The sequence below is a fragment of the Pseudoalteromonas sp. 2CM28B genome (assembly GCF_023161935.1).
In genome coordinates this window covers 235,757-249,054 of sequence record NZ_JALNTH010000005.1, presented here as the reverse complement: position 1 = coordinate 249,054, position 13,298 = coordinate 235,757, and the positions used below count along the sequence as shown (strand labels likewise).

Annotated in this window: 12 protein-coding genes; 3 read left to right on the top strand and 9 right to left on the bottom strand. The window is 43.5% G+C overall.

The genetic code is table 11. The features are described 5' to 3' along the window. Positions 1-9: 9 nt before the first annotated feature. Positions 10-711: a FadR/GntR family transcriptional regulator gene (locus MTN96_RS09950; protein ID WP_004588172.1), complete on the bottom strand. Its 702-nt coding sequence runs from the start codon at positions 709-711 to the stop codon at positions 10-12. Positions 712-889: 178 nt separating this feature from the next. Here MTN96_RS09950 and MTN96_RS09945 point away from each other — a divergent pair, with 178 nt between their 5' ends. Together MTN96_RS09945 and MTN96_RS09940 are read left to right on the top strand one after the other, a co-directional pair. Then, complete coding sequence (locus MTN96_RS09945; protein WP_024032022.1) at positions 890-1,648, top strand: SDR family NAD(P)-dependent oxidoreductase; 759 nt, start codon at positions 890-892, stop codon at positions 1,646-1,648. Position 1,649: 1 nt separating this feature from the next. Continuing rightward, positions 1,650-2,600 carry a 2-dehydro-3-deoxygalactonokinase gene (locus tag MTN96_RS09940; RefSeq protein ID WP_248531436.1) on the top strand — a complete coding sequence of 317 codons (951 nt, stop codon included), beginning with the start codon at positions 1,650-1,652 and terminating at the stop codon, positions 2,598-2,600. 76 nt (positions 2,601-2,676) lie between these two features. Here the strand turns inward: MTN96_RS09940 and glpD are convergent, their stop codons facing one another. The 7 genes from glpD to galE all read right to left on the bottom strand — a co-directional run bounded on the left by glpD (position 2,677) and on the right by galE (position 11,690). Then, a complete protein-coding gene (glpD, locus tag MTN96_RS09935) occupies positions 2,677-4,182 on the bottom strand; it encodes a glycerol-3-phosphate dehydrogenase (RefSeq protein WP_096041020.1) in 1,506 nt (501 codons plus the stop codon). A 201-nt stretch (positions 4,183-4,383) separates the two neighbouring features. Beyond that, positions 4,384-5,886 (bottom strand): glycerol kinase GlpK, encoded by a 1,503-nt coding sequence (gene glpK / locus MTN96_RS09930; protein WP_096041021.1) that lies wholly within the window; start codon positions 5,884-5,886, stop codon positions 4,384-4,386. A 205-nt stretch (positions 5,887-6,091) separates the two neighbouring features. Then, positions 6,092-7,420, bottom strand: coding sequence for a dienelactone hydrolase family protein (locus tag MTN96_RS09925; protein WP_248531434.1), 1,329 nt, complete (start codon positions 7,418-7,420; stop codon positions 6,092-6,094). Between the two features lie 31 nt (positions 7,421-7,451). Continuing rightward, entirely contained in the window at positions 7,452-8,453 is a 1,002-nt protein-coding gene (locus MTN96_RS09920) for a Gfo/Idh/MocA family protein (RefSeq protein ID WP_248531432.1), read from the bottom strand. Positions 8,454-8,472: 19 nt separating this feature from the next. Beyond that, complete coding sequence (gene galK / locus MTN96_RS09915) at positions 8,473-9,621, bottom strand: galactokinase (RefSeq protein ID WP_024032028.1); 1,149 nt, start codon at positions 9,619-9,621, stop codon at positions 8,473-8,475. Then, entirely contained in the window at positions 9,611-10,675 is a 1,065-nt protein-coding gene (locus MTN96_RS09910) for a UDP-glucose--hexose-1-phosphate uridylyltransferase (RefSeq protein WP_248531430.1), read from the bottom strand. Before MTN96_RS09910 ends, galK begins: the two co-directional genes overlap by 11 nt. 1 nt (position 10,676) lies before the next feature. Continuing rightward, entirely contained in the window at positions 10,677-11,690 is a 1,014-nt protein-coding gene (galE, locus tag MTN96_RS09905; RefSeq protein WP_054983392.1) for a UDP-glucose 4-epimerase GalE, read from the bottom strand. A gap of 306 nt (positions 11,691-11,996) precedes the next feature. Between galE and MTN96_RS09900 the strand changes: the two genes are divergently transcribed. After that, a complete protein-coding gene (locus tag MTN96_RS09900) occupies positions 11,997-12,824 on the top strand; it encodes an SDR family NAD(P)-dependent oxidoreductase (protein ID WP_248531422.1) in 828 nt (275 codons plus the stop codon). Between the two features lie 124 nt (positions 12,825-12,948). On the opposite strand, the gene MTN96_RS09895 is transcribed toward MTN96_RS09900, so the two are convergent. After that, positions 12,949-13,188 carry a YdcH family protein gene (locus MTN96_RS09895; protein ID WP_004588182.1) on the bottom strand — a complete coding sequence of 80 codons (240 nt, stop codon included), beginning with the start codon at positions 13,186-13,188 and terminating at the stop codon, positions 12,949-12,951. Positions 13,189-13,298: the final 110 nt, after the last annotated feature.

The following is a 13,298-nucleotide window of genomic DNA, read 5'->3' as shown; positions in this document are numbered from 1 at the left end:
TTTAGGCCATTAGTCGAGTTTAGACTCAATCAGCTCAAGCGCTTCTTCTAAAATAGTTTCTACTGCTTTTTTAGCGCGCTCTGGATTGCGCGATTTAATCGTATCTAAAATATCAGCATGCTTTGCAACGTCGGCCCCTGGCACACCTTTAATGTGGTTGGTGTAACGAATACTTACGCGCAGCGCGGTGCTAATAAATTCAGTGAGCTGTACAAAAAAGCGGTTATTACTGGCTACTAAAATACTGGTATGAAAGGCAATATCGGCTTCAAGCGGATCGTCTAAGCCTTGGTCTGCATCGGCCATGCGGGCAAGTGCGTTGTCTATTTCAGCAAGTTGTTCGGCGCTGGCATTTTCAGCTGCTAGGGCAGCGGCTTGTGGCTCAAGTGCGACACGTACTTGTGTAAACTCTTTTAATAAAGAAAGCGACGGTTTACTGCTTAAAATCCAGCGCAGTACATCTGTGTCAAACATATTCCAGCTGCTTTCTGGCAGTACGCGGATCCCTTGCTTAGGGCGAGAAGATATTAAGCCCTTAGCAGAGAGCATTTTAACTGCTTCGCGTGTTGCACTGCGGCTCACATCGTATTTTACGCATAGGTCAGCTTCTGAGGGCAGGCCTTCGTTAACTGGGTAAACGCCACGCACAATTGCAAAGCCTAAATCATGGGTTAATTGTTGTGTTAAATTTTGACGAGGTTGGCTTTTCATTGAGCGTTATCCGAATGAGTTATTGCTTTATTATATATCATATATCATATTAATGTACGAAAGGATATGTTATAAACTTTGTTAAAGGCAAGTATTTTAACACAGCTGTAACAGTAATCCTCTTTAGCAAATAATTATAAATATTGAGAGGGGCAGTCTGTATTATGGAGAAACGCATTTGAATAATCACGCTCACTACCCCAGTATTTCTGGCAAAGTTGTTTTTATTACCGGGGGCGCTTCAGGCATTGGCCGTGCAATGGTAAAGGCGTTCGCCGCTCAAGCTGCCAAAATTGCCTTTATAGATATTAATAACGAGGCTGCCCAATCTCTTATAGCCTCACTGCCTAACGCCAAATTGTGGTTTAGACAGGTTGATGTAACCGACTCAAATGCTTTACAGCAATCTTTGGTAGATGCATGTGCTGAACTAGGCGCTATAAATGTACTGGTAAACAATGTAGCCAACGACCGCCGTCAAGCCAGTGAAGACGTTACAGTACAAGATTGGGATCAATGCCTACAAATTAATTTAAATCCGGCGTTTTTTGCCTCGCAAGTCGCTATGTCTTTTATGAAAAGCGAAGGCGCGGGGAGTATTATTAATTTTAGCTCTATCAATGCCATCATGGGGCAGCCACAAATGGCGGGTTACGTAACGGCAAAGGCCGGTTTAATCGGCATGACTAAAGCACTGGCGCGCGATTATGGTGAATTTGGTATTCGGGTGAATGCTATTTTGCCGGGTTGGGTTGCCACCGACCGCCAATTAGCCAGTTGGTTTACTGAGCAAGAGCAAGTGAAGTGGATGGAAGCCATGGCACTTAAAAAGTTAGTAACCCCTGAAGATGTAGCTAATTTGGCACTTTTTTTAGCTGCCGACGAAAGCAGTATGATCACCGGTCAAGGTATTAAAATTGACGGTGGGAGGCTCTAAGTTGCAGCACTTAAACCTTTTTATAGCCGTAGATTGGGGCACGAGTCATTTACGCGCCTATTTATGCGGCGTAAATACCACAGGGCAGTTAACTTTAATTGCTCAGCGCGACGGCCCAGGTGTGATTAGAGATAAACAAAACTTTGAACATACTTTAATTGGTGTCGTTGCACCATGGACCAGCGAATACGGCGTTTTACCTATTTATATGGCAGGGCAAATCACCTCAAGTATTGGCTGGAAAGAAACCCCTTATTTAGCGTGCCCCATAAACCCCGAAAGCCTGCTTAGTGGCGCAATTAATTTTGATTGTGCAGGTAACAAAGTCAGTGCTTTGCCTGGTACAAAATGCACATTACAAAACAATTTATTTGATGTAATGCGCGGCGAAGAGCTGCAAATTTTAGGTTTTTTAAAACAAAACCCGGCCTATCAGCAAGGCAACGTACTCATTTGTTTACCCGGTACCCATACTAAATGGGTGCTGTTAAAAGATGGTCAAATTATCTGTTTTAAAACCGCAATGACCGGCGAATTATACGACTTGCTATGTCATCAAAGTGTACTTATTCCTAACGACTGTGAAGCGGGGGAGTTTGATTGGCATGCATTTGAGCAAGGCTGTGAACTCACGTTAGGCAGTGACAGCGGTAATTTGGCGCACGGTATTTTTAGTGTCCGTACGCGCCAGCTTTCAAAAGAGTTAACACCAGTGCAAGCCAAGGCATACTTGTCGGGCGTGCTTATTGGTAGCGATGTACGCGCTGCACGCCATGCCAGTGAATGGCAATTGGTGAATAATTCTAAAGTAGTGGTTATTGGCACAGAGCAACTAAATACCTGCTTTACCCATGCGTTAAATTGCATTGGTGTGCAATGTTTAGAGTTTGACGTAAAAGAGGCTACGTTAAGTGGTTTTAACTACTTATTTAATAGTAATAAAACCAAGTAATATAAAAAAGCCCCCAATATTGCTTGTGCAATCATTGGGGGCTAGTTCTTAAATTAAGTAAGGGTTAAAGCGGCTGTTAAGCTGTTTTAGCCGCTTGGCTTTGCGTAATATAATGATTAAGCGTTGCGACTTGTGCTTCATTAAAGCGCAGTCCTAGTTTACTTCTGCGCCATAAAATATTGTAAGCGTTACCCGCCCATTCTTCATTTAGTAAGTAATCGACTTCTGCTGCAAATAAGCCATGACCAAAGTCTTGGCCTAAATCACTGAGCTGGGTTGCACTGCCTAAAATTAGTTTTGCACGAGTCCCGTAGGTACGTACAAAGCGTTTAAGAGTGATTTCTGGTAACCAACTATAAGCCGCTTTAAGCTCATTGGTCAGCGCTTCTACCGAGCTAAAATCGCCACCGGGTAAGGCGCTGTGTTTGGTCCACGCTTCACTCATTTGTGGGTAAAATTCTTCAAGCTTATTCACTGCAGCTTCGGCAAGTTTACGGTAGGTGGTAATTTTGCCACCAAACACACTTAACAGTGGTGTGTGTTTGCCTTCACTTGAAAGCTCTAACTTGTAATCACGCGTTACTTTTTGTGCATTCACTGATTCGTCATCAAGCAGTGGGCGCACACCCGAAAAGGTATGTACTATGTCTTCGCGTTTAATGTGGTTTTTAAAGTAGCTGTTAGTAATATCGATTAAGTAATCGATTTCTTCATCACTAATTTTTACATCTTGCGCTGCGCCTTTGTGTTCAACATCGGTGGTGCCTACTAGCGAGTAGTCATCTTCAAACGGTATAACAAACACAATGCGCTGATCTTTATTTTGTAAAATGTAGGCTTGTTTTTCATCGTGAATACGCGGCACCACAATATGGCTGCCTTTAACAAGGCGAATATTTTGTGGCGATTTTTCTATCAGTGCTTCGTCAAATAATTTTGCTACCCACGGGCCCGCTGCATTAACAATACCTTTGGCTTTAATAGTTTGTTGCGCCTTAGTTTGTTGTTGCTCAAGCGTTACCTGCCATTGGTTATCGATGCGTTTTGCACTTACGCACTTGGTTTGCGTAGCAATGGTCGCGCCTTTGTTTTGGGCAGCTAAGGCGTTTAAAATTACCAAACGTGAATCATCAACCCAGCCATCTGAGTATTCAAACCCTTTTGTAATTGAAGGTTCTAATACGCTGTTTTCACCAAATTTAATGCCACGCGAGCCAGCAAGTGTTTCGCGCTTAGCTAGGTTGTCGTACATAAATAAGCCAATGCGGATCATCCATGCTGGGCGTAGGTGCGATTGGTGCGGTAGCCTAAAGGTAAGCGGCCACATAATATGCGGGGCATTTTTAAGCAGCACTTCGCGCTCAGCCAAGGCTTCTTTTACTAATCTAAATTCGTAATGTTCAAGGTAGCGTAAACCGCCGTGGATCAGCTTAGAACTATTTGAAGACGTTGCACTGGCAAGGTCTGATTGTTCACACAATAGAACTTTTAATCCTCTGCCTGCTGCATCAGCTGCTATTCCAGTGCCGTTTACACCGCCACCGACGACGAGTAAGTCGTATTCGTTATCTGCTAATTCCACCGAGCTAACCTTTTTATTTGTAATATAAATAAGACATATAGCATCATAAAGCTGTGGCTCTTATTTGACAATAGATAACCACGCTTTTTGCTTGTTAATTTTTAATCCTGATCTTTTTAAAACATACAGCGTACAACGCGCCATTTAAGCGCTGTTGCCGGTGTTTTGTAAGCCGCTAATTTTAATTAGCGGCTGGGCGTTTTACGCTTGTTTGCTATCGTCACTAGAGAGACAAACTTGCGCTACACAGTGCTGCCACTTTGCGTATAAATCGTTACGTTCGTCAGCGCTCATTGTTGGCTCAAAACGTCGGTCGCAGGTCCACATTTTTGCTAATTGCTCAGTTGACTCATACACACCGGTTTGTAAGCCTGCTAAGTATGCTACGCCTAAAGAGGTGGTTTCGGTCACTGTTGGGCGCTCTACCGTTGCGCCTAAAATGTTTGATAAAAAGGTCAGTACCCAGTTATTTTTAACCATACCGCCATCTACCCGTAACACGCTTGGGCGTAAGCCATCACGCTCCATTGCTTTTTGTAAGTCTTTGGTTTGATACCCAACCGATTGCAGCGCAGCAGCAACAATGGTGCTAATGCCCGAGTCGCGGGTTAAACCTAAAATAGCGCCCCGTGCATTTGGGTCCCAGTAGGGCGCGCCTAAACCTGTAAACGAAGGCACTAAAAATACCCCATGATCAAGCGGTACATCTTTTACTAACGATTCGCTCTCTCCGGCATGGCTTAATAGTTTTAAGCCTTCAACAATCCACTGCATCGTGGCGCCTGCCATAAAAATGCTGCCTTCAATGGCATATGTTGGTTTGCCATTTAGCCTGTAAGCCACCGTGGTTAGTAAGCGGTTTTCAGAGGTAAGTGCTTTTTCGCCGGTATTCAGCATTAAAAAACAGCCCGTACCGTAAGTACTTTTTGCCATACCTTGCTCAAAACATGCGTGGCCAACAAGGGCTGCTTGCTGATCGCCGGCAATACCACATACGCGTATTGGTGCGCCAAAAATCTCATCGCTGGTTGAGCCAAACTCGTCGGCTGAGTCCATCACTTGGGGCAGCATAGATTCAGGAATTTCGAATAAATCGAGTAGTTCTTGATCCCATTGCTGAGTATGAATATTAAATAACATAGTGCGTGATGCATTGGTGGCGTCGGTGCGGTGCTCTTTACCACCGGTTAACTGCCATAGTAAGTAGGTATCAACGGTACCAAACGCCAGTTCACCTGCAAGGGCTTGTTCGCGTGCGCCTTCAACGTTGTCTAAAATCCAGCGTACTTTAGTGGCCGAAAAATACGGGTCTAGCAGTAAGCCGGTTTTATCGCTTATGGTTTGGCAAAGCTCGTCAGTGCTTAGGCTTTCGCAGTAATCGCTGGTGCGGCGGTCTTGCCACACAATGGCGTTATAAATAGGTTTGCCGGTTTTTTTGTTCCACACTAAAGTGGTTTCACGTTGGTTGGTGATACCAATGGCAATAATTTCTTCAGGCTTAACGTTTTTATCTGCTAATACTTCGCGGCTGGTACTTAGCACGGTTTGCCAAATATCGTTAGGGTCGTGTTCTACCCAACCATTTTGCGGAAAATGCTGCGAAAATTCTTGTTGTGCTGAGCCAAAAACGTCTGCATCTTTTGTAAACAAGATGGCCCGAGAGCTTGTGGTTCCTTGATCAATTGAGAGTATGTATTTTGACATGATATTTGTGTTATTTATCTTATCTTATATATGACTAGATTGCCTTTAACTTACATTAATGGCAATGATTTTTTCTTAAAATAGCCGTTTAAAAAATAAGCACGCTGTTTTTATTTGCTAACTCTTTTAAATAACAGGTGTTTTATAGCAGCATTATTTTAAGTGCGTATGCGGCTAAATATAAAAATAGCCGCCAAAGTTTGTGTTACTTGGTGCGCGGTTTAGCTTGTTGCCAATCCATACCAGTAGAAAAACGATTATCAAACCCATGCCATGCTGGCAGTGGCTTACCATTAACCACAGCTTGGTCGCCATTTTGTGGTAAGTCTAGGTATTCACATTGGCTGGTAATGCCTTTTACGTGGCAGTCCATCATAGCAAGTACAAAGTGTTTGTTGGTCTCGTTTAGGGTGCGCATTGACCACGATGGCTCGTAGTAATGGCCTATATCTAATTCGCTGCTACGTTTGGCAATAGCAGGAGCAGGGTGCGGCGCAATATTATGGCGCGCATTTTTGTAAGTAAGCAGGTACTTGTCGGTGCTGCCCGTTTGGTTATATAGGTTTTTAATGCCTTCATAACCGGATATATCATCTAAGCTACCCGCGATATAAAGCGAAGGCACTTTAATGTTTTGCATAGCACTGGCATTAAATAAGTTATGTTGCCCGCCCCAAGGCGCAAAGGCCACCATAGCTTTTATGCGTGTATCTACTTGTGGGTTTTTATATTGCCCACCTGCACAGCTATTGAGTAATTGCTGAACTTGTTTAATTTGTGCAGGGTCTTTCATACCGGTAAACATTGCAGTGGTTTGCTCGTTAAAGTCATAACAGCCACCAATTGTATTAACCGCGCCAAAACCACCCATAGAGTAACCAATTACGCCTGCTTTTTTGTTATCTACTTGCTTGCTGGCAAAGTTGTTTTGTTCGTTAAAGTAGTTAAGTACAAATTGTTGATCGCGTGAGCGGTTTATAAGGGTACTAAAAAAGCCCGAAAACGGCGCATTTTTAAAATCAACATCTGCATTGGTTGAGTCGGTATGATCTATGGCTGCCACAATGTACCCATGCGATGCTAAATGTTCGCCTAAGTAATACATAATTGTACGATAGCCGGTATAACCGTGTGAGAGCACAATAACAGGGTAGTGCTCTTTGTTATTAATGGCTACATCGCGCATGGCATCGGCTTGTAAGGTAAACGCTTTACCTGTACGGGTTATGTCGCTGTAGCTGGTTAAGGGTGCGTTTGCACTGTTTGCTGCTGGGTACCACACTTCTACTTTTAAAGGGCGATCTTTTTCCCCTTGGGTTGCAGGGTCAAACTGCGCGGGATTTATTAAATCAAGCGTTTGTACGCCAACGCTGTAACTACCTTTAGCAGCAAGCTCAGGAAGTACATCGCTGGTTAAAGGTGGGTAGAGTTGCTCAGGCGTTTTTTGATCTGCAAAAACAGCACTTGCTGTTAAGCAGCCCGTTGCTAGCAGCAAGGCTTTTGAAAGCGCCTTTAACGTGTGTGTGGTTGTCATTGTGTATCCTTGTTGTGTGTATTTTTTATTATTAATCTAGCTCATGGGCTTCAACGCTATCGCTGTATTTAAGCTGCCACTGCGCACGAAGCGTATCCATTATGTGCATTACCCGCAGGCTTGTGCTGAGCGGTAATACATTGCTTTGTGTTTGTTGTTGTAAAATACATTCGCTAACGTGAGCAATTTCAAATTTAAAGTTTTCATCGTCATTAAAGCTAAAATCAAACTGCTTCATTTGCTGGGCGTTTAAATGAAGCTCTAGCGACTGTGCACCAACAAATTCAGCAATGCGAATATACCCGTGCTCCCCTAAAATACAGGCTTCGGTAGGGCCATTTTGTTGTAACGCGCTACTAAGCTGCGCAAATTGCCCTTGGCCGTAATTTATAAGGGTTACACTGCGCTCATCTACGCCGGTCGTGCTTTTATGTACTAATGATTTAATTTGTTCAGGGGCTTTATTAAATACCACATCGGCAATTGATATAGGGTAAATACCTAAATCAAGCAATGCACCACCTGCAGTCGCAGGGTTCATTAAACGGTGTGAGTCAGCAAAGTTGCCCGCAAGGCTAAAGTTGGCATTAACACTGTGTACTTTACCTATTACGCCCTCGCTTAATAACTGCTGCAGTTTTACTATGGCAGGTAAAAAGCGCATCCATACACCTTCCATTAAAAAGCAGTTTTGTTGCTCGGCTAACTGGCTAAGGGTTATGAGTTGCTGTGCATTAACAGTAATGGGCTTTTCGCTGAGTACATGCTTATCGTGCACTAAGCATTGCGCAATAGTTTTAAAGTGTTGCTCGTGGGTATTAGCAATATATATGGCGTCAATGTGTGGGCATTGCATAAGGGCTTGGTAGCTCTCATAGCCTTTAACTGAATAGTGTGTGGCAAATTCTTTTGCGCGTTGCTCGCTGGTCGATGCAGCGCCAATAAGCTGTGCATTAGCGCAATGCGCAATGCTTTTAGCAAAGGTGTGAGCAATATTGCCACACCCAATAATACCCCAATTAACCTTTGCCATGCTTATTCCTTAATGATGTTTAAAAAGACGTAATTTGTAATCCTGAACCTGCTGAACATACGTAAATGTCGGCATTTAAATTAAAACGTTCAAAGTAGTGCTGCTCAACCGCTGCTTTGATAAGTGGTACTTCTGCATCACGGCATAAACACACAATCGCACCGCCAAAACCGCCACCGGTCATACGTACTGCACCGCGTTCGCCCATCGCTTCTTTACAAATTTCTACTAGGCCGTCGGTTGCTGGTACGGTTACTTCAAAGTAATGCTTAAGCGATTGGTGCGATGCCGCCATTAGCTCTCGCAGCGTATCAATGTCGTTATTTTGCAGCGCTTTAGTTGCTGCAATTACACGCTCGTTTTCGCTAATTACATGGTGTGCACGTTTGTATTCGTTTTCGCTTAGTGCATCTTTAGTTGCTTCAAGCGTGTCCATGGTGGCTTTACGAAGCGTGGCTACATTCATTTTTGCAGCTGCTTGCTCACAGTCAACACGACGTTGGTTGTACTCGCTATCTACCAATTTACGTGGGTAGTTAGAGTTAACAATAACAATGTTTAAATCATCGGGTACTTTTACTGATTCAGTTGCTAGGTTTTCACAGTCAATTAAAAGCGCATGGCCGTTTTCGCCTTTTGCCGAAATAAGCTGATCCATAATGCCCGATTGGCAATGCATAAAGTCGTTTTCGGCTTCTTGGCCTAGTAAGGCAATTTTTTCTTCGCTTAAACCAAGCTGTGCAATATGGTTAAACATACCACCAATGGCCACTTCTAATGCCGCCGATGAAGATAAGCCACTGCCTTGCGGTAAGTTACTGTCAATAAGTAAATCGGCGCCGCGTAAAGTATGGCCCGCGCGCTTTAGTACAAATGACACGGCACGGATATAGTTACCCCATTGCGATTGCCCTTCGCTGATGTCTTCATCAACACTAAAGCTGTCTTTTTCGCCTGGGTAATTTAACGAATGCACAGTAATGATGTTGTCGTCGCGCTCTTTAAACATAACTTGAGTACGAAACTCTAACGAGCACGGAAATACAAAGCCGTCGTTATAATCGGTAAATTCGCCAATTAGGTTTACACGCCCAGGTGCTGCAGCAATACCTTGAGCAGGCGCACCGTACAGTGATAAAAATTGTTGTTGAAAATCGTTAAGCGTCATCTGTGTGTCCTGCTGTTTTTTTGTAGTGTGTGGTACTGGCTGCTTGTAAAATAGAGGCAGCTGTTTCTGCGCTTAAATCGCGCTGGCTTTCGCCTAGCATTTCGTAGCCAACCATGTGTTTTTTAACGGTGGCAGAGCGAAGTAGCGGCGGGTAAAAATGGGCATGTAAGCGCCAATGTTGCTCATCTGAGCCACGATTAGCCGGTGCATTGTGCCATCCCATAGAATACGGGAAGCTACAATTAAATACGTTGTCGTATTTAGTGGTTAATACTTTAAGCGCGTGTGCTAAGGCGTCTGTTTGCGCATCGTTTAGCTGGCTAAAGTTTTGAATGTTATCTTTAGTTACAAGCAGTGTTTCAAACGGCCACGCTGCCCAAAAAGGCACTACAACAAGCCAGTGCTCGTTTTCAAATACGACGCGGGTTTTATCTGCTTGCTCTTTTTGCACGTAATCGGCAAGCATCGCGCTGCCATGCTTTTTATAATAAGCAAGCTGCTGCGTATCTTCGGCTTCTATTTCGGTTGATAAATGCGCATGTGCCCATACTTGGCCGTGTGGATGAGGTTGCGAGCAACCCATGATCTCGCCTTTATTTTCAAACACCTGAACACATTCATAGTGTTGTGCAAGTTCTGTGTAGTTGTCTTTCCAGGTTTTTACTACTTCGTGTAGGGCATCGTGCTCAAGCTCTGGCAGTGTTTTGTTATGCTCTGGTGAAAAACAAATCACACGGCATTCGCCGCTTGCTTCATCAGCAATAAATAAATCGCTGTCTGAGTCTAAGCTTTGCGATTGCTCGCTTTCATTAGGGGTAAGTGCGCCGAAGTCATTTCTAAATACATGGGTGTATTTGTAATCTGGGTTGCTGTCGCCATTTGCACGGGTGTTGCCTGGGCAAAGAGGGCAGCTTTCATCGTGTTTTGGTAGTACGCTTTCGTTTACTGCTTCTGTAGCACCTAACCACGGGCGGTTATTACGATGCGGTGATACTAATACCCAGCGCCCCGTTAGCGGGTTTTTACGTCTGTGAGTACTTTCTAATAAAGCCATGTTAACTCTCCAACCCACTTGGGTAATTAGTTTGCCAGCGCCATGTGTCGTTGGTCATGTCGCTTAGTGTTAGTTCTGCGTGCCAGTTAAGGGTGGTTTGCGCTTTTGTGGCATCGGCGTAATTACAGGCAATATCGCCTGCACGGCGCGGTGCACTTTTATACGGAATATCTTTATTGGCTGATGCGCTAAATGCTTTGATCATATCAAGCACCGAATAACCTTGGCCGGTGCCTAGGTTGTATGCATGAAAGGCGGTATCTGTTTTATGTTGCATAAAGGCCGCTACATGGCCCTTAGCTAAATCTAAAACGTGAATATAATCGCGCACGCCGGTGCCATCTTTGGTGTCGTAGTCGTCACCAAAAATATTAACTACTTCGCGTTTACCTACCGCAGTTTGGGCAATAAAGGGCATTAAGTTATTTGGGATACCATTTGGGCTTTCGCCTAATAAGCCGCTTGGGTGCGCACCAACAGGGTTAAAGTAGCGAAGAGCAATGCCCATAAATTGGCTGTTGGCATTACATACGTCTTGCATGGCTTGTTCAACCATAACTTTGCTCCAACCGTAAGGGTTAGTAGCGCGTATAGGGTGTTTTTCATCAATAGGTAGGTAGTCTGGCTCGCCGTACACAGTGGCCGATGAGCTAAATATAATATGGTTAACGCCTACCTCTTGCATGTTTTGTAGCATGCTTAATGTGCCCGACACATTGTTTTGGTAATAACGTAGGGGTTGCTCAGTTGATTCACCTACCGCTTTAAGTGCTGCAAAGTGAAATACAGCCTCAGCTTGGCTGTGTTTAAGGGCAAGTTTAAACTGCTGCTCGTCTTGAATGTCACCTAAAATAAACTCAAAACGGGTACCGGTAATTTTTTCGAGTTGATCAAGCACACGGGGGCTTGCGTTAGATAAGTTGTCGTAAATAACTGGGGTAATGCCTGCCTCATGAAGGGCAATACATGTGTGGCTACCTATATAACCCATACCGCCTGTAACTAAAACTTTCATGTGTTTTCTCGAAAAGTGTATTTATATGATAAATACTACTATTAAGGTAATTTAAAAACAATAGTTATGATTGTCCGTTATTTCAAATAAACGCTTAAAATTTACCCAAGCAAAGGCACAATGGCTATACCCTCTTAATAAGGGCGCATAGGTTTATCAATTAATTCTATAAACTGATTCTACTGAGCCAATAATTATTAGTCGCTAAAAGTGGTGGTACTATTAATAAATAGCAGTGAGCTAATGCGTGTGTAATTTGTCGTTAATGCAATGGCCAAAGTCTTAATACAAAAAGGAACGTTCAACATGAAAAAAACAATTTTATTAACCGGTGCCACCGACGGTATTGGCCTAGAGACCGCTAAAATGTTGTTAGCGCAAGGGCATACTGTATTATTACATGGCCGCAACCAAGACAAGTTAAATACTGTACAAGCAAGCTTAAACGCTGATTACCCGCAAGCAAGCACAGCCACCTACATTGCCGATTTAAGCGATATGGCGCAAGTAAACACCTTGGCTCAGTCAGTGTTAGCCGACTTGCAAAACGCGAATAAAATACTTGATGTAGTTATTAATAACGCCGGTGTTTATAAATTGGCAAATATCACTACTGTAGATGGGCTAGATGCACGGTTTGCAGTTAATACGTTAGCGCCTTATTTACTTACTAAAGCGTTACTGCCTGTAATGAACACGCAATCACGTGTGGTTAACGTGTCATCGGCTGCACAAACCAGCGTTAACTTTGACTCGTTAGTGGGCAAAAAGCCACTATCAGATAGCGCAGCCTACGCGCAAAGCAAATTGGCTATTACTATGTGGTCGCGTCATTTAGGTTTAGCACTTAAAGGTAACGGGCCGTTAGTTGTTGCGGTAAACCCTAAGTCGTTACTAGGTAGTAAAATGGTAAAAGATGCTTACGGGCTTGCTGGTGGCGACTTAAAACTAGGCGCTGATATTTTTTGCCGCGCCGCATTAAGTGACGAATTTAAAGATGCCACTGGCCTTTATTTCGATAACGATGCAGAGCGCTTTGCACCGCCACATCCAGATGCGCTCAACCCTGCTAAAAATCAGCAGTTAGTTGATACGTTAGATAGCCTGCTTGCTCAGCTAAATGCTGATAGCTAGTAGCAATTTAACGCGAAAAGATTTCACACATGCCTTATAAAGCCGATATGTGCTTTAAATGTTTTACCCTTTGTTGATCGTCAAAGAGTTCACCTAACGGTGAACTCTTTTTTTGTGTGCAACATTACTCTTGTTGTAAACGCTCGTACAACCAATCTTTTAATTCTGAACGCTCATGTTTTAGTTGATTCATTTGCTCATCGCTAATGGGCGCATCTTTAAGCTCTAAAACACGAATCTCTTTATCTAGCTTGTCGTATTTATCTGCCTTTTTAGCAAATTCTGTGTCGCTTTTATTTAGCTCTGCAATGGTATTTAGGTACTGTGGAAAGTCATTGGTAAGTGAGTGGTCTTCGCCTAACATATTCGCTCCTTAGTAGGATAAATGAGTTACTTAAGTCAATTACTACCTTTTCATATATTACTCTGGGGCTTAGACAATAATAAATCAACCATAGCTAGCTTAAATTGGTA